This window comes from Paenibacillus sp. 01T431, assembly GCF_056398625.1.
This window is the reverse complement of the sequence record NZ_JBFTPT010000004.1, coordinates 310,520-327,554: the sequence shown is the minus strand read 5'-3', so window position 1 is coordinate 327,554 and position 17,035 is coordinate 310,520. Positions and strand designations below refer to the sequence as shown.

17 protein-coding genes are annotated in these 17,035 nt (G+C 44.2%); 3 read left to right on the top strand and 14 right to left on the bottom strand.

The annotated features are described in order from the left end of the window. The first annotated feature begins 83 nt into the window (after window positions 1-83). Window positions 84-1,058, top strand: a complete 975-nt coding sequence (locus AC1DM9_RS09220) for a YpdA family putative bacillithiol disulfide reductase (RefSeq protein ID WP_477579589.1) — start codon at window positions 84-86, stop codon at window positions 1,056-1,058. A gap of 49 nt (window positions 1,059-1,107) precedes the next feature. On the opposite strand, the gene AC1DM9_RS09215 is transcribed toward AC1DM9_RS09220, so the two are convergent. From AC1DM9_RS09215 to AC1DM9_RS09165, 11 genes are all read right to left on the bottom strand, one after another. After that, window positions 1,108-2,451 carry a DUF4129 domain-containing protein gene (locus AC1DM9_RS09215; RefSeq protein ID WP_477579587.1) on the bottom strand — a complete coding sequence of 448 codons (1,344 nt, stop codon included), beginning with the start codon at window positions 2,449-2,451 and terminating at the stop codon, window positions 1,108-1,110. Further along, on the bottom strand, window positions 2,448-3,590 hold the full coding sequence (locus tag AC1DM9_RS09210; RefSeq protein ID WP_477579585.1) for a DUF58 domain-containing protein: 1,143 nt from the start codon (window positions 3,588-3,590) through the stop codon (window positions 2,448-2,450). The genes AC1DM9_RS09215 and AC1DM9_RS09210 overlap by 4 nt, the downstream gene beginning before the upstream one ends. Before the next feature lie 8 nt (window positions 3,591-3,598). Next, the gene (locus tag AC1DM9_RS09205) at window positions 3,599-4,558 is read right to left on the bottom strand and encodes an AAA family ATPase (protein ID WP_477579583.1); all 960 of its coding nucleotides are present in this window, start codon (window positions 4,556-4,558) and stop codon (window positions 3,599-3,601) included. Between the two features lie 15 nt (window positions 4,559-4,573). Beyond that, a complete protein-coding gene (locus AC1DM9_RS09200) occupies window positions 4,574-5,497 on the bottom strand; it encodes a polysaccharide deacetylase family protein (protein WP_477579581.1) in 924 nt (307 codons plus the stop codon). Then, window positions 5,494-6,477: a phosphotransferase gene (locus AC1DM9_RS09195; RefSeq protein ID WP_477579579.1), complete on the bottom strand. Its 984-nt coding sequence runs from the start codon at window positions 6,475-6,477 to the stop codon at window positions 5,494-5,496. Before AC1DM9_RS09195 ends, AC1DM9_RS09200 begins: the two co-directional genes overlap by 4 nt. A 15-nt stretch (window positions 6,478-6,492) precedes the next feature. Continuing rightward, on the bottom strand, window positions 6,493-7,164 hold the full coding sequence (locus AC1DM9_RS09190; protein ID WP_477511833.1) for an MOSC domain-containing protein: 672 nt from the start codon (window positions 7,162-7,164) through the stop codon (window positions 6,493-6,495). A gap of 268 nt (window positions 7,165-7,432) precedes the next feature. After that, entirely contained in the window at window positions 7,433-9,046 is a 1,614-nt protein-coding gene (locus tag AC1DM9_RS09185; RefSeq protein ID WP_477579576.1) for an amino acid permease, read from the bottom strand. Between the two features lie 131 nt (window positions 9,047-9,177). Next, window positions 9,178-9,774, bottom strand: coding sequence for a response regulator (locus AC1DM9_RS09180; protein ID WP_477579574.1), 597 nt, complete (start codon window positions 9,772-9,774; stop codon window positions 9,178-9,180). A 62-nt stretch (window positions 9,775-9,836) separates the two neighbouring features. Beyond that, on the bottom strand, window positions 9,837-10,448 hold the full coding sequence (locus AC1DM9_RS09175) for a DUF3298 and DUF4163 domain-containing protein (protein WP_441882387.1): 612 nt from the start codon (window positions 10,446-10,448) through the stop codon (window positions 9,837-9,839). A gap of 15 nt (window positions 10,449-10,463) precedes the next feature. Next, entirely contained in the window at window positions 10,464-10,976 is a 513-nt protein-coding gene (locus AC1DM9_RS09170) for a GNAT family N-acetyltransferase (protein ID WP_441882390.1), read from the bottom strand. Further along, on the bottom strand, window positions 10,973-11,698 hold the full coding sequence (locus AC1DM9_RS09165) for a phosphonate ABC transporter ATP-binding protein (RefSeq protein WP_076265856.1): 726 nt from the start codon (window positions 11,696-11,698) through the stop codon (window positions 10,973-10,975). Before AC1DM9_RS09165 ends, AC1DM9_RS09170 begins: the two co-directional genes overlap by 4 nt. A gap of 158 nt (window positions 11,699-11,856) precedes the next feature. Between AC1DM9_RS09165 and AC1DM9_RS09160 the strand changes: the two genes are divergently transcribed. After that, entirely contained in the window at window positions 11,857-12,081 is a 225-nt protein-coding gene (locus AC1DM9_RS09160; RefSeq protein WP_441882394.1) for a hypothetical protein, read from the top strand. A gap of 65 nt (window positions 12,082-12,146) precedes the next feature. Here the strand turns inward: AC1DM9_RS09160 and AC1DM9_RS09155 are convergent, their stop codons facing one another. Then, on the bottom strand, window positions 12,147-12,284 hold the full coding sequence (locus tag AC1DM9_RS09155) for a hypothetical protein (RefSeq protein ID WP_179089726.1): 138 nt from the start codon (window positions 12,282-12,284) through the stop codon (window positions 12,147-12,149). Between the two features lie 145 nt (window positions 12,285-12,429). Between AC1DM9_RS09155 and AC1DM9_RS09150 the strand changes: the two genes are divergently transcribed. Further along, on the top strand, window positions 12,430-13,164 hold the full coding sequence (locus AC1DM9_RS09150; RefSeq protein WP_477579571.1) for an HAD family hydrolase: 735 nt from the start codon (window positions 12,430-12,432) through the stop codon (window positions 13,162-13,164). An 85-nt stretch (window positions 13,165-13,249) separates the two neighbouring features. Here the strand turns inward: AC1DM9_RS09150 and AC1DM9_RS09145 are convergent, their stop codons facing one another. Then, complete coding sequence (locus AC1DM9_RS09145) at window positions 13,250-15,508, bottom strand: type IA DNA topoisomerase (RefSeq protein ID WP_477579569.1); 2,259 nt, start codon at window positions 15,506-15,508, stop codon at window positions 13,250-13,252. Window positions 15,509-15,710: 202 nt separating this feature from the next. Beyond that, the gene (locus AC1DM9_RS09140; RefSeq protein ID WP_477579567.1) at window positions 15,711-16,871 is read right to left on the bottom strand and encodes a hypothetical protein; all 1,161 of its coding nucleotides are present in this window, start codon (window positions 16,869-16,871) and stop codon (window positions 15,711-15,713) included. Window positions 16,872-17,035 lie beyond the last annotated feature (164 nt).

Below are 17,035 nucleotides of genomic sequence, written 5' to 3'. Positions count from 1 at the left end.
TGCACAATATGTACGCCTCGCAGTAAAATGATCGTTATATTAGAATTTATATAGCTTCGTTATAGTATAGGAGGGTAATACGAATGCAAAAAGAAAAAGCCATCATCATTGGAGGCGGTCCGTGCGGCTTGGCAGCAGCGATTGAACTCGAACGGATTGGTCTCCAGCCACTAGTCATAGAGAAACGCAACATTGTACATTCAATCTCGCAATATCCCACTTATATGCAATTTTTCAGCAGTCCAGAAAATCTTGAAATCGGCGATATACCATTCACAACGGCTAACGATAAGCCTTCCAGACTCGAAGCACTTAATTATTATAGAACAGCCGCGCAGCGCAAAAACGTTCGTGTGCAAGCCTATGAAATGATAAATAAGATTACGCCTGAGAATGGACAGTTTATTTTGCATGGAGAAGATCGTTTTGGCGAGAAGCGCACATACCAAAGCAAGTATGTCATCATCGCTACTGGTTATTTCGATCATCCGAATGAGCTGGGCATTCCCGGTGAGCAGCTCGATAAGGTTAGTCATTTCTTTCGCGAATCGCATCCTTATGTTGGTATGAAAGTTGCCATTATTGGCGGCAGCAACTCCGCAATCGATGCAGCTTTAGAGCTTGAGAGGGTCGGTGCAGAGGTAACGGTCGTCTATCGCGGCAATGATTATTCCACCAGCATTAAGCCATGGGTTAAGCCAGGTTTCCAGAGCAAAGTAACGAAAGGCTCTATTCGCATGCTGTTTCAGTCAACTGTAACCTCTATCGAAAACAATGAGATCACTGTACTAGGACCTGAAGGCGAGATCCGTTTGGAAAATGATTTTGTATTAGCTTTGACCGGCTTCCATCCCGATCGCAACTTCCTTAACACAAGCGGCGTTACGATTGAGGAAGAAGGGTATCCAACCTTCAACGAAGATACTATGGAAACGAATGTTCCAGGCATTTATCTGGCAGGTGTGGTAGCCTCCAGACATGAAGCAAATGAAATTTTCATCGAATCAGGACGGTATCATGGCCATAAAATTGCCGAACATATTTTAAGCCTCAAATGATTATATGGTTAAGCTTTGAATCATACACCAAAAAAAGGGAATCAGCTTGTTAAGCTTGATTCCCTTTTTTTTCGAACTGGTTTTTAAGAGCGTTGATTTGTTGGTCATCTGGCTGTTTATCGCCATACCTTGCTTCTTCGTACAACTCAATAAATCGAGGCATATTGTCGAGCTTGCCAGCCTGCCATGTATTCAGGTCTTCTGACGTTTCGCGCGGAGTCATATGTTCTTTGACCGTATACCCCTGTTCGGCGCTGCTTCTCAATAAGCGAGCATATAAAAACCTGATTTTTTCGGTATTTGTTCGCAGCTCATTCCATTCCTGAGCAAAGGAGCGCTTCTTTGGCAGCAGCTGCTTCAGTTTATTGCCCATTTGCTCACGCCATTTAGTTAATGTCATTAAACTTTCAACTTCATCTGTAAAGCCAACCCCATTATTGCGGCTATCTGCTCCTCTTTCCTGCAATTTAGCAGCAAGCAGCTTCGCCCATTGCATTACCTTTCTAGCAATAAAATAGAACAGAATGCAGAGGATGATGATGACTAACACAATGCCGATGATTTTCGCAATTTGCTCGAGTAGCAGCATCCAATCAGACGGCGGTTTCGTTTCCTCCAAAGGCATCTCAGGTGTTGAAGAATCAATAGGAGGTTCTTCAACCGGTGTCTGCTCCCTAGACTGGTTTAGCCAGTTCATTATTCGCTCAATGATTGAATGAAAGAAGCTCTCAATCATCTTCTGAATTTGTCGGAAAAGAGCAAGAATGCTAATGATGCTGACAATTACAATAATTAATAGACGATTTTGGCGTTTGAAAGCAAGAGTAGCTGACGTTTTCCCTGAATCTACTGTTTCACTGTTCAAATGCCGCTCATTTGCAAAAAAGAAAAATATAATGACGGCAGCAATTCCGCAAACGATTAAAACACCGTTGAACTCCATCAGTTTTTTTAACGCAATTATTTTTAACGGCTGCACAGCGACATAAAGGAGCACGCCAATCAGCATCTGTGTATTGGGAAATGAGTTGAACCATCCGCGCAATTGCGCCGACATGCCCTTCATTGCTGCTACAGCAGCAGCAAGTCCGCATACAACTATAGGGACGATATCCACATTACCTACCCATGCGATAATGAACAAACTACTATGCAACGCCCCAATAGCAATAGCTAGAAGCAGCTTCACGCCGTATCGTAATCTTGGATATTTTCCGAGAATTAGCGATGCTGCCCAGTAACAGAGAGGAATCGTTGCTATCCATGGCCACAAAGCTCCAGCAGGCAGCAAGTAAACAGCTATCGCTATAAATACAGGCAAATAAAAGAGCAGTTCAATAACGCCTTGACCTAAGGTATTTAAAGAAAAAGATCGCTTCTGTGGCTCATTCACGCGGTCACCTCTTCTCTGCCGCTACCTGATATCGCTTGTCCAACATCGCTAATCGTTGGCTTAGCTTTATCTGTCAGCATCCAAACTGCGACTGCATTGCCGTTGTAGCGAAGCTGTTCAGCTTGTTTTTCCAGTTCTTCGTTCCAATAAGCCGTAATCATTAGCACATCTCGTTCACTGAAGCCGCTTCTTGCTTCGCGTTCCAACAAATGATGAAACAGCTCTGTGCGTTCAATATCGAGCTTCGCCATTTCCTCTAAAATAACGATTAAATGCTCATGCCCGCCTCTAGGATCAATGTGAACGCTCTCCATCATGCCGGTCAAAGGCATATTGGATGCAAAACCAACTTCCATGCCCTGCTGAATGACAGCTTCAGCTGCCCCTGCTGCCCATTCAATGCCTAGCTCGATTAACGATAAATCTGTTACGCTTCGCCACATGCCCTCTACATCGTCCACATTCAAATAAATCATCAGTCTGCGGTCCGCGGTAAAATCATACTGATGGACTTGAAGGCTTCCTGTTTTTGCAGTAGCTTTCCAATTGATTTGCTTATACGTATCGCCCGCTTGATAATCGCGAACGCCTGCAATAATGAATGGATCATTGATAATCCAGCGGCGAATCGATTGATCACCCTGCCAGCTATGATAAGGTAGCTCATGAATGGGCACCTCGGCAGGCTTTGGGTAAACAAGCAGTTCCCCTTGAAGCGCAATTTGAGCGGACGAATGGGTTAAACCAAGCGGATCACCCCCCGTTAACGTGACGGTTTGAAGCTTGTACCAGCCTCGCTTTGCACAGGTGATGCGGTGTGTGCGCGTAATTTTTGTATACGGCGATAGACTAAAGAAGCTCTTATGGTTCTGATAAAGCTGTCCGCTGCTCACAGAAAAATTATCAAGCTGTTGAAAATGCAGATGTGTGGATAGCTGTGATTCCACGCGTAGCCAAGGCACCGGCAGCCATTTGGCGTTGGCCATCTCTTCTATCATCTCAACCTGCTCGCCGCTATAGCATGTTTTGCTCGTAAAACGCCGTTCATATTGGATACGGCGCAATACGAGCTTTTGAAATATTTTGCCCTGTAGTGACAAAATGACGATTGCAGCTAATATAAACCAGAATAAAATCATCAGGCTGCCTAACGAGCCGTAACGCCTGCTTCAGCAGGCACGGCCGTCAAACGAATAATGTCATCAATAATGGACTCCGCCTGATTTGCTGTACGATGCATGCCGCGAATGGCTAGTCGGTGGGACAAGACCGGCTTCGCCATTGCCTTTATATCATCTGGCGTAACGAAATCACGTCCTCGCAAAATGGCATGTACCTGGGAAGCGCGGAGCAGCGCTTGACTGCCACGCGGACTGACACCAACAGAAACCTCCTCACGCCTTCGTGTTTGCTCCACGATTTGCAGCAAATACTGAAGGATGTCATCGTTCACTTTCACCGCTGAATAGGCTTGCTGTGCCTTCTGAATGACATCTATTCCTGCAACTGGCTCAAGCTCCGCAAGCGGATCATGATCTTTAAAACGTTTTAATAGCTGCAAACCTTCTTCAGTCGTCGGATAACCCATCTTAATTTTGAATAAAAAACGATCGAGCTGTGCTTCCGGAAGTGGAAACGTTCCTTGATGCTCCACTGGATTTYGTGTAGCAATAACCATAAATGGACGCTCCAAATATTTGGTTTCACCGTCGATGCTGATTTGACGCTCTTCCATACATTCAAGCAAACTCGATTGGGTACGAGGCGTCGCACGATTAATCTCATCTGCTAACAGCAAATGAGTAAACAATGGACCAGCTCTGAATTCAAACTCGCTTATTTTTTGATTATAGAAATGAATGCCGCTTAGATCCGATGGAAGCAAGTCGGGTGTAAATTGAATTCGCCTGAAAGATAAAGCCAATGATTTGGCCATAGATTTAGCGAGCAAGGTCTTTCCTGTTCCTGGCACATCCTCGAGCAGCACATGCCCTGATGTAAGGAGCCCGATGAGCATTAGTTCTACAACTTCCTCTTTGCCTACGATGACGCGTCCAATATTAGATTTCAATTTTTCGGCTAGTTGTTTTATCGCTTCAATAGACATAAGTCAACTCCTTCGTTAGGTTGTAAAGCCTGTTCGAGCACGCTGCAGTTTTTGCAGTTCACTCCAGCGAATCATACGAATGTTCTCTTTTTGCATCGTATTCTTGATCTCAGCATCACGGAATAATTCGAGCTCCATTCCCCGCTTTAAAGGCTGCATGTGAAAAGCTTTCAGCTCATCGGTTACGAGAGACGGATGTATAATAATTTCAGAAACTCCTGGTTGCAGACCTTCAAGCACCTGCTGCATGCTTGCCTTTAGAGAATCAAATGTTTCACCCTCCTCCAAATGGAACGGCAAGCCGATTAAATAATCAAGGATAACAACACCCTTCGAATCCGCCAGCATTCCGAGCTGTTTGGCTTGCTCTTCCAGCTCAGGAGAAGCCACTTGACCAATATTTTGCCTTAAATTACGCGGCAAACGGAAAGGAAGGCCATAGGAAGCGCATACATCCAGAACGATAGATAAGAAATTTCTGCCGGTTGCTAACCCATACAAGCTTCCCATGTGATTGTCTGCATGAGATGGTTTCATCCCCATAGCTAAAGCCATTTCAATTTGTGCGATAAGTTCTTCTTTTACTTGCTCTGGATCAGCTTGCAGCTCAAAGGTTTTACTGTCCTTCGGGAAATAATTTTCATGGGTGACAAGCGAACTTGTGCTTCCTTTGCGGTTGACTGGACCCCAGCGGTACATATCCCATTCGCTAGTAAATGTGAAATGGACACCCACATCGACTTGCGGGTGCCTTGCACTCCATAGCGCTGCTTCCCTCGCCCAGCCGCAAGGCATCATAATCGTCGCCGAGCTCACCGTTTGTTCTAGCAGCAGCTGCTGAATGCCGACATTTACCGAATGGCATACTCCGTAGTCATCTGCGTTAATAATGAGCAGTTTTTCGTTCTCGCCGTATCCCAGTGCTTTGGCTAAACTCATGAAAAATCATCCTCCCAATATTCACTAATCCAGCGGCAGCCAAATGCTGATTGATCGATAATGCCGCAAAGTATTTCCTCATCATCTAAATTATCTCTTAAGCGTATGGCAAAATGCAATGCTACATCAAGCAATCTTAATTTCATTAATATCGGCAATATCTTAATTTCATGAAGAGTTAACGGATTCGTATCCTGATAACCCTGCAATAAACGCTTCACCTTCTCTTTTATATTTAGGCCATCTGGTTTTATGATATCGACAATAATGACAGCAAGCTCCATCGCTCTAAGATCGACAGTCGTAAATTCAAAATCCAGCACACCTACGATCACATCGCCTTGACATACCATATTATTAAAAACCAAATCACCATGGATCCATTGTTCCGGCAGCCCGACAAGCTGATTACAATCCTCTTTCAGCTTCAGACGCTCCTCGTGCAAGGCCATGAAGCTTGATTTTCTACCTTTAAGATCTACGGAAAGCTCTGCCATTGCAAAAAAAGCTTCCTCATCCATCAAAGCATATGTATTTTCCAACATGAAATAAGGGTTGTAAAGCGGCAAGCCTTTTGGGTTTATTCCGTTTAAAGCGCTAGAAAGCTTCGCTGCTGCAACGCCTAGCGCATAAACATGCGCTGGGTTTGAAACCGTCGGTCGTTCACCATCAATAAACTGAAATAATGACGATAAGGTGCCATCTGTTGCAACGCTAATCGTTTCGCCTTGTTTATTCTGAACTGGAATCGGCACCTTAAAGGTTAGCTTCTGTTTATTCAAGTCGTTCAGTACCTCATGTTCAAGCCTTACAATATCAATATCTTTATGGTTTTTGTAAATGCGCAGGACAAATTTTTTATTTCCCGACGAAATGATTCGGGTCGTATTATTCATTCCGCTCTCCCGGCTCTCAATATGACAAGGCTCGGCGAACGCATATGCATCTAAATAAACTGTAAAATCTATGGTGTCGGTCAAAACAGACAAGCCTCCTTATTGATCAAGCTGCAATCTTGTCAAACGAGCTCCCAGCTGTTCCTGCCAGCTCGCAGCCAATTCTTTCACTTCAAGCAGCTCTCTTATTCCTTTTATGTCATCTTTATCACGGTACATGACACGGTTAGCTTCCATAACCGTTTTACGGGCCGGATGTTTATATTTAATTTCAAACGTCATCCCTGCCTGTATATGGCCCTCTTGGAGTACGCGGAAATAAAGACCTGTGTAGCCTTCACGCTGAACATGTCCCGGCAATTCCGGGAGCTTATGCCGCAGCCCCAGCTTATAGCACGGCTGTCTTGGCTGACTTACTTGGAGGATCACATCACCTGCTTGGATTATATCGCCGATGCACAAATCCCCTTCTGTCCAGCTCGAGAGCGTAAAGTTTTCACCAAAAGCTCCGTAATCAAATGGCTCCTCGTATTTCTCACGCCAATAGGCGTATCGTTGCTCGAAATAGACGCATACCGCTTTGTCCGGTCCACCATGATGAATCGTATCGCCTTGTCCATCGCCCTCAAGTCCTATAGTGCTCAAAGCATGGGTTGCTTGTGAAGGCTGCTTATAAATTCCTGTTAATACTTCTTTGCTGCCGTGTGTTATTGATTTCGGCATTCCTATATTTAGTGACACAAGTTTAGCCGTTTCTATATGATGTGTCATTAGCTTCGTTCCTCCTATAAATATCTCTCATTTGACTATTATAATCTTCTAAGGGAGATGTTGGCAAAGAGAGATAACTATATCGATAACTTTTGTGATTTTCCCTTTCCCAGCAACGCTTTCGACACATTCTACTTGCGTTAGCCACTGGCTGTCGAAAACCTCTCTTTTCTGTTACTTATTGCGTTTCCCCGGGAAATGTTTTTTAAATAGTCCGACTATTTCCTAAATGAGTACATCATTATTTCCCACAGCATCGACATACAGATTAATTTAAAGGAAATTTTCTTTCCATAAAATAAAGCTCCTTGCGCGAACGATCAACTCTGCTCTGCAGGCTCATCCCATGTTTTTGCCGATACCTTAGCTCCATGAAAGAGATCAAAGTAAGAATTACAAAAGCTGCAATTGAGCCTCGATAATCGATGAATATAGCAGCTAGTATCGTCGTTAACAGCAGCCAAGCTATGGAAACCACATGGATTGGGATACTCCAGCTGCCCAAATGCCACGGTGATGCATGCAACTGCGCATGGATCTTCCCCTGTTTTATTTTCCAGGCAATCGGTATGGCATAAGATAAATTTAAACATATTATCGCTGCAGTTAGAAGAAAAATGATTGTATCGTCTCTATAGCTGAAAAAAGCAATGAGAAGAATAGTTAGTGAAATGACCGCACACAACCAGACGGCAGGAATCGGCGTCTGATGCCGCTCCGACACATTAGACCACCGTTGGCTCAGCGGCATGGCGCCATCACGTGCTAGGCTGTATACAATCCGCGAGCATACTGTCATCGTCTGCAGTCCGCTGCTCCATAATGATAGAATGACAAAAATAATGATCATACTGGTGCCGCCCCAGCCAGCAGCTGCCGTTTGTAGAAACGTTCCCAACCAGCTTGGTCCGTTAGACAATGGAATGGATATAAGCATAAAGCTCAGAAGTACAAAACCAATAACAAATGTGTAAGCAGTGGATAAAAAAATCGACCACGGTGCTCGTACACGAGGATCAATTGTTTCTTCCGATCCTTGGCTTGAGCCCTCCATGCCAATAAATAGCTTTAACAAAAGGAGCGTACCGCTGACGAATGATCCCGCCTGAACGGTACCATTCCACTCTGCATTTTGAAATTGATACATCAATACAGGAGAATAGCTGCCTGGCCATGCAAGCCAAGCTAGCCCCGCAATAATGAATAAAGCAATAAATATTTGCAGTATAACTCCGCCTGCTTGCAGCTTGCTTAACATCCGGTTTCCAAAGTGGTTCACAGCACCTTGGGAAGCAGTCAGCCCTGCAACGACACACCAAAAAGTGAAATCCGAGGTTTGATAACCTATTCGAGCGGACATAAATCCGTCCAGTAAAGCTGCACATGCGAAGTTTAGCAGCGCAAGCATCGCTAAATGTCCAGATGCTTGAAGCCAGCCTGCTCGCACTCCCCATGAGCGCCCGCCTAATGAGGATGCCGTATGATAAATCCCGCCTGCAGTCGGTGTCACAGATGAGAGTTCTGCGAGAGATGCACTTAAAATAAGTGCAAATAAAGCGATTATGGGCAAACCAAATCCAATAACCGACGGTCCCCCCTCTCCGATCGCTGGCCCAAACAAAAAAGCTGCGCTTCCAATTAGACCGAGCACATTAAACGATAAACCAAATGACGATAACCCGCCGAACCGCCGTCTAAGCTGCTGCGCTAAACCATAACGATGCAAATCATGTTTGTCCTGCAGCAACTGCGCCTGCAAGCCATAACCAATTAGATTCTGATGCTTAGATAATGAAATGGACTGTTGCGCTTTGAATGCGATGGCCATAATCACGGCAATGACAATCGCAAATAATAATAATCCCGCTAGCAATAAAATCATCCAATCACCCTCCTACGTAACTGTATGAGTGGTTTGGATGTCACATGCAAAAGGAAGAGTGATTAAAACGCATAACAAAAACTCGCATCTATCTAGATGCGAGTCGATTGATTTCTATTTTTTCACTCAGCTTAATTAGCACTTTGCTCCAGTATTCCATAAACGAGTGATTTGAGCTCTATGATATCAAAGGGTTTCGTAAAACAATGTGTAATGCCAAGCGCAAGCGCCTCTTCCATTATGTCTGGATCTGCATATGCCGTTATGAGAATGACAGGCACCTCTGGCGACAACATTCTTATCCCACGCAAAATTTCTATCCCATCCATTTCGGGCATTTTCAAATCAAGCAGTACACAATTCGGCTTCTGCTTCTCGTAAATGTCCAAGGCGATACTGCCGCTTTCAGCTTCATAAACATCGATTCCCTGCGCAGCAAACAATTCAACAAGCATCATTCGAATAGCGGGTTGATCATCTACAACTAAAATCTTATAGAGCATATCTGCTGAATAAGGCATCGAACTTATAGTTGCTTTCGCAGCGGTCTCAGCAAGGGGTTGATCTGCTATTCGATTCGTAGATATTGACGTAACTGTCGCGGATGGTAAAACAGGCGTCCTTTCGGTGGAACATTGCTGCTCCTTTTCCATTTTTAGTTGGTGAAAGAAGACAAACGACACCGCGACAATTAGAGCTGCTGCGAATAATATGAGAAAATATATCAATGCGTTGTCTCCTTATGTTCTTAGGCTGAATAACTGCTAAGAGAAAATGGTTTCATTCAGAATTAGTCATTAACCAGCATCGGACCTAGTGGACCATCCTCATTAATGATATCTTGCAGTTCGTAGACKGATATCGGAAAATACAGAAATCCAAACACATAAGCTGCCAGCTCATATAGCTGGAAATAGACGACAAGTGAACGGTCCGCTACGTAATAGTCCTGGTCAGGTCTTATGGATTTGAAAGGCTCCAGCGTATCAATCTTTCTTGACAAGATTTGTGCGCTTACGATAGCGCTTATCCGCCCCACATAATCCGACCCAGGCTTAAACAGCTGGGCCAGCGTATAGGTTTGTCCTGTCGATTGCTTAAAAGTCAGCGATTGCTGAAGCGTCAAGCCATGAGCTCCGCCAGTAAAGGCATAATTGAACAAGGAAAGACTAAGATAATCCTTTTGATTATTTTTCTGTTCAAAATAACCCAGCATCTGCGCTCTCGGATCATCAAGCGAGCCTTGATTATGAACCATCTGCTGCACGGTATGATGAATCGTATGGTTGATCTTTTTATCTGCAGCTTCGCTTCTGCCCCCGCTCACATAAGGCAATGACAGCTCGGCTTTCGGAAAATCAGCTTTTGCCGTTTGGATAACGACTGGCGGTTGAAATGACATATGAAAGACACCTTCCTATTCGGTAAGATGCTCCATTGTATGCATTACACGTCTCATCTCATGCCAAACGATTCCGCCATGCGTAGAAGCAGACACCCCTCTACGCTCAAATTGCTCCGATTCGTAGAACGGAATCAAATGCTCCTCGCACATCAGTATAATGGTTTCAATATGTGATGAACTACATTGTTCGATCAGCTTCCTCAGCAACAATGTGCCGATTCCACGCCCGCGATAATGTGCATCAACTGCGATAGTAAGGATGCAAAAGTTGTTCCCCTCAAAAAAATCAGCTTGATTCCCCTTCATCTCATCACCGCAATCAGTCTGTGAAGTACGGATGCCGTTTGTTATTCCAACTAATTGGTCGCCAAGCCAAGCTGACCAAAAGTATGAACGATAATGCTTATAGCGAAATTGAAACCCTGCCATGGTAGCAGCAGCTTCAGGAGAATAGCATTTTTGCTCTAGCTTAATAGCAGCGTCGAGCTCAGCTTCTGTTATGAGGCGTAGTTCAATCTCGTTCACAGGAGTGCCTTCTCGCGTTCAGTCAATCTTCTGCCGCTTACGTTAAGAACAAGTTTACCGTCTTTCAAGCCGAGAATCTGATCAGCAAATCGCTCCGCCCAGTCCCCCTGATGCATAACAGCAATCACAATTACGCCTTGCTCCTTGCATAGCGCTTTCAAATCAGTTAGAACTTGATCCGCCGTATGGGGATCAAGTCCCGAAACCGGCTCGTCGGCTGCAATGACTTTAGCGCCATGAACGAGTGCTCTTGCGATAGCCATACGCTGACGTTCGCCCCCGCTTAGAGTGCTCGCCTTCTGATGTGCTTTATCAAGCAGGCCGCGTTTTTCGATCATATCCATTGCACCCATATAATCATCATTACGTACCATCCCGGTCCATCTCCGCCAAGCAGGCGTTTGTGAAATTGAACCGATAATAACATTTTTTAATCCCGTCTTGTTCGGGAATAGAAAAGGTTTTTCTTCCACATAAGCAACCTCTCTGCGAACTTTAAGCTTGCCTTTGAATCCTTCTTTGAAAATATCTTTGCCATCAAATTGATAGGAACCTTCACTCCACTTTTCTTGCAAGGCTAGGCACCGAAGAAGTGTGGACTTCCCGCTTCCGCTATCACCTTTAATGGCGATAAAGTCGCCAGGATAAGCCTCAAAGCTAATATCATCGAGCACCTTAGGCCCGCCGGGAATACGTCTGGATAAGTTCTTTACTTTGATCATTTTCCGCTCTCCTTCTGTTTGCAGCAACTGCTTCTATGAATCTAGTTTACGTTAAACAAAAAACAGTTTCCATACGAACAAATGTTTGGTATAATAAAAACAAGAACAAATGTTCTAATGATCGACGAATTCAACATTTTGAAGGAGGCCTGATCACCATGAATAACATCTGCGAAAATTTCCGATATGTAGAGAATGAACGTCTTGGACGCGACTTAACTTTTAAGTTTTACGCCGATGGACGGCTTATTATCATCGATAATGTTGCAGAGGAGGTGATCACTCCCAAAGATTTAAAGGGCGCCAGCAAGGACTTCTACGTTCGCAGACGTATCGCCTTCATTAAGAATCAATTAAAAGCTTCACAGCTTAAATATGCATAACATGGATTAGAAGGAGAGCTGAAGCAATTCAAGCTCTCCTTCTGTGTTTTTAAAAACTTGCTTCATTAAGGGAGCTGTTTGTTAATGCCGTTTAAGCTCGCAGGTCGCTTCGCGAATTTATCGGTTTTAAGCTTGCCTGACTGTCCACGCAAGGTAGAATGATTTTGACGAGATTCTCCATTGCCGTTTTTGTTGATAGCCATTGCAATCACCTCCACTATCATTATGCCGATATTATTGGATATGTATGTAAAAGCAGTTCCTCTCCTACACCCTACATTGACTCGACCCTGCCACTTGCGGTAGATTGATCATACAGTTTCAAGTTTTGCAAAGGAGATCGTATACATGAAGCAACAAATTATGTTTGACCTCGACGATACATTAATTCACTGCAATAAATACTTTTATTTGGTCATTGATCAATTTATTGATGCGATGACCACTTGGTTCGGCAGCTCTCCCCTCGTTTCCATACAAGCCATCCGAGACAAGCAAATGGAGATCGATATTGCCGGCGTAGCCGTATTCGGATTTAAAAGCGAGCATTTCCCACAATCGTTTGTTGATACTTATATTCACTTCTCTCATTTGACTGGTCGAAAGAGATCAACAAATGAAGAAAACTTTCTGTGGAAGCTTGGCTTAAGTGTTTATGAGCACGATACCGAGCCGTATCCAAATATGGAACAAACATTGTTCTCACTAGCGGAGGCCGGCCATGAGCTTCATCTCTATACGGGGGGCGAGATGCCCATTCAACGTCGCAAGATTGAGAAATTAAACTTGGAGCGTTATTTTGATTCCCGCATCTACATTCGTCGCGTCAAAAATAGCGACGCACTAGAAACCATTTTGTCCAATGGTGTCTTCGATCGCAACAGTACGTGGATGGTTGGCAACTCCATTCGAACAGATGTTGTGCCTGCATTAACAGCAGGTATTCACGCTATTCATATGCGTGCGATAACCGAATGGGAGTATAACATCATTCAGATTGAAGTGGAGCCAAAAGGAGCTTTTTTAACCTTGGATCATCTAAAGGATGTCCCGGACGCTATTCACGGGTACGTTAATCGTTAATGAAATGACAATAACAAATAAACCCGAATTCGTCCCTTATTGCATCTGACGAATTCGGGTTTTTCCTATGGGAGAGAAATGCCCTCTACTGTTCGATTGCTAATTCTCCGGTATCCACATTTCTAAGCACTATTTTTCCTTCTCCAGGCGTACCATCCGGAAGCTCAAGCTTCAGCTTAGTCGTCTTCCCCTTCTCGACTAACGCTTTCACCTGAGTATCCGTCAAATTCCTGCCAAAACTTTCTTTCCATATAACGAATTTACAGCCTTCCTTATAGTGAGAACAGCCATAGCCTTTGCGCCCCATAAAGATAGAACCGCCGCAGCCTGGCCTTGGACAAGTGGCAATAACAGTCGGTCTGCCTGATACAGTAGTCGCAGCCGATGCCGCTTTTTTTGCCGCTCCAGTCGTTTTTGTTGAGGCTGCACGGGTGCGAGTCGCTGTACCAGACTTCCCGCCAGTGCCTTTGCCATAAGCAGGAGCTTCACTCTCAAATGATGTTTTGGCCGCTCGTGATTGAACGCGAACCTTGTCCACGATCATCGTCGCGAATTTTTTTACATTTTCCATGAATTGTCCATCCGAAGCTGTTCCTCTGGATATCTCGTTCAATCGTCGCTCCCACAACCCCGTCATCTCAGGAGAGGTAAGCAAATCAATACCCGCACCACGAATCAGCTCAATAGCTGTTCGACCTTTTTGTGTAACTTGTATTTTTTTGCCCTGCATTTCCACATAACCAACGTTTTTCAGCCGCTCAATCGTAGCTGCGCGCGTAGCTGGTGTACCTAATCCTGAATCTTTCATTGCATCTCGGACATCCTCGTCCTCAATTTGTTTGCCTGCGCTCTCCATTGCTTTAAGCAGTGTGCCCTCTGTGTAATGCTTGGGAGGCTGTGTGTCCTTCTCTTTCACAATGGCATCCGAACAGATAATCCCTGCATCTGCTGATATGGAGAAAGGCTCATTTACTTCAATTTCTTCGTCCTCTGCTTCTTCCTTATCCTTGCTTTTGGCTGAAGGTTTTGCTTTCTCCTTCTTCTGGTCAGCATAGATGACCTTCCAACCTAAGCTTAGAAGCTCCTTAACCGTCGTTTTGAACATTTCGTTCTCTACCTCAGTCAAGACGGTGTGAACCTTATATTCAGCAGCTGGATAAAATTGCGACAAAAACCTTCGCACGATCAAATCATACAGCTTTTGCTCATCAGGGCTAAGTCCATTTGCTTTACGATTCGTTGGCAAAATGGCATGGTGATCCTCAACCTTTGTCGGGTTGCAAATAAATTTATTTCCCTTATGCACAAGGCTCCGATTAGCCCCTTTGACGAGATCATCATAGGCCGTACCTTGAAGTGCATTCAACGTTTTGTGCATTTCAGGAATGTTCTGCTCAGTCACGTAATTTGAGTTTGTTCTTGGATAAGAAATAACTTTATGTTTCTCATACAACGCCTGTGCTGTATCCAACGTTTTTTTCGCAGAAAAAGCATATTTGCCATTGGCTTCCCGCTGCAAAAGAGTGAGATCGTATAGCTTAAACGGATACTCCTTCGTATCCTTAACTTCATAAGACGCAATTCGTCCCGCCTTGCCTTTAACCTTTGCAGCAATAGCCTCAACTTTTGCTTGATCTGTCATTCTCTCGGCCTGCCACATGCCTCGGTACGTCATTTCATCCTGTGTGAAGTGTCCTTCCAGTTCAAAAAATTTCAAAGAGGAGAACGCTTCAATTTGCTTCTGTCGATCATATATAAGGGCGAGCACTGGCGTCTGAACTCTGCCAACCGATAGCAGCACATTATGCTTCGTTGTAAAAGCACGTGAACCGTTCATTCCGATTAGCCAATCCGCCTCGCTTCTTGCTGTTGCCGCGCGGGTCAAATTCTCATATTCGGCGCCCTCTTTCAATTCCTCGAAACCTTTTCGAATCGTCTCCGGGGTAAGGTCTGAAATCCACAGCCGTTTAACGGGTTGATTTAACTTAAGATGGCGCTGGATAAGGGAAAAAATATATTGCCCTTCACGCCCGGCATCACAAGAGTTGACAAGCAGATTGCTGCGTTTTGCCAGATCGCCGATAACCTTAAGCTGATCGATTGTTTTTTTGTTCGGTACGAGCTTGAACTGTGTCGGTATAATGGGAAGATCATTAATATTCCACTTTTTGTAACGATCATCATAGGCATCAGGCTCTGCAAGACCGATTAAATGACCGATCGCCCACGTAATAATATAATGCTCGCCTTCTATGTAGGAACGGTGATTTTTTGCTTTAGGATCGATTGCGGCTGCTATATTTCGTCCCATATCAGGTTTTTCCGCAATGATTAGTGTCTTCAAAAGATTATCGCTCCTTCATTAAGCTTTTCGAAAGTCTAACGCCTATCGCTCTCCACAATTAGCTAAAAACGTTTCGCACTGTACAGCCACTAGAACATTTTACAGATTTCCGCGCAAAAAAGAAATGTTTTTCCCCATATCAAGTTTGAAATTTCTCCATAGAAAAAAGCAAACCCAAGTGGGAGAGTTGTCCCAATTGGGTTCACGGAAGGTCTGTGTTAATAGCCGGCTTCTCCATATAGGCAATGATTTTGGCAAAAATCGAACGAACACCATCCGACCACTTCGGGTCTTCCGCATACTTTCGATTAATCCATGTAAAAGGATCTACTTCTGCCGGCCTATCCTTGCTTAAGTTAAATACGGTTCGCGCCGCAATTTCTGCTGATTGCTTAATATTGGTGTTAAAATCCTGCCAGCTATGAAAAACATTAAAAGGATTGTTGGCAATCTTTTTATGCTGCTTATTCGTTTTCGGTACAAACCCTTGCTCTTGTCCAGTTATAGCGAATAAGACGACCKGATGAATATCGAAGGCTTGCGCTGCCGTTATAATCGCTCCAAAATAAGGCTCCTCAGCTAGTATGGATGATTTCGTCTTTAAAAATGAGATCAACCGCGCTTGATCAATTTCTTGATAACGAAGCTCGATAGGCAGCCCGTCTACAGGGACAATAATAGGTTGAACTTGGTTCATAACAACGGGTGGCTGAAGCTTGTTGTCTGACGGTAAATTTAAAGACCAGCCATACAATAAAGTAGCTGCAATTAATAGAACGCTTAATGTGCTGTATATATAAGTTCTAGTACTAATCCTACGTGCTAATGTATTGCTCCATTTCGTTGCAGGAAGTGAAATGACCTCTGCTTGAGTTGAAACTTGCGTCATATTACGCGATTCAGCACCTTCAGTAATAAGCAATCCTCTCAGCTGCGTCAAAAGGCCATTCTCAGCCTCATTTGAAGATACACCCGATTGCTCCCTGTTTAATACGAGCTCGTCCATTACACGCTGCATGAGAGGCTTCTTGCAGCTTATGAGGAGCTGCTCCTCCAGCCAATCATGGAACGGATCATATATTTCTGCTGAATTTCGATCCAGCTCCAAGCAGGCTTGAAAAATATCTTCCGCTCTAACCGGTCTTTGCCGCTCCAAAACAGCTGTTTTAATGAGCATTTCTGTGACGGCACGTTTAATGTTGGTCTCGAAATTCGGCAATTGCTTATGTATTATGCGTTTGACCGCATCCGCTACAATTTCTGCTCGTTTTTCTCCAGGCAGCGCAGCGTATTTGTGTTGTACATAACTTCGAATATTTCGAACGTCTGTTGGTGACAAAACATATGCTTCATCGGCTGCCATGACGAATCGCCCCTTCGCGTCATCTCAAACCGATTTTACCACAAGTTTCCTTAGGACAGTGAGCTTAGTTTTTGAATTTCTTCTTGAACGTGCGGCTGAAGTATAAAAGCTGTGAATTGTTCCTTCTCGCTAACCGTAAATTGATATTCACAATCACAGCCTTT

Coding starts and splice junctions, on each gene's coding strand:
- AC1DM9_RS09220 (WP_477579589.1), top strand. CDS start 84: ATGCAAAAAGAAAAAGCCATCATCATTGGAGGCGGTCCGTGCGGCTTG.
- AC1DM9_RS09210 (WP_477579585.1), bottom strand. CDS start 3,590: ATGATTTTATTCTGGTTTATATTAGCTGCAATCGTCATTTTGTCACTA.
- AC1DM9_RS09200 (WP_477579581.1), bottom strand. CDS start 5,497: ATGAGTTTAGCCAAAGCACTGGGATACGGCGAGAACGAAAAACTGCTC.
- AC1DM9_RS09190 (WP_477511833.1), bottom strand. CDS start 7,164: ATGACACATCATATAGAAACGGCTAAACTTGTGTCACTAAATATAGGA.
- AC1DM9_RS09185 (WP_477579576.1), bottom strand. CDS start 9,046: ATGATTTTATTGCTAGCGGGATTATTATTATTTGCGATTGTCATTGCC.
- AC1DM9_RS09165 (WP_076265856.1), bottom strand. CDS start 11,698: ATGATCAAAGTAAAGAACTTATCCAGACGTATTCCCGGCGGGCCTAAG.
- AC1DM9_RS09160 (WP_441882394.1), top strand. CDS start 11,857: ATGAATAACATCTGCGAAAATTTCCGATATGTAGAGAATGAACGTCTT.
- AC1DM9_RS09155 (WP_179089726.1), bottom strand. CDS start 12,284: ATGGCTATCAACAAAAACGGCAATGGAGAATCTCGTCAAAATCATTCT.
- AC1DM9_RS09150 (WP_477579571.1), top strand. CDS start 12,430: ATGAAGCAACAAATTATGTTTGACCTCGACGATACATTAATTCACTGC.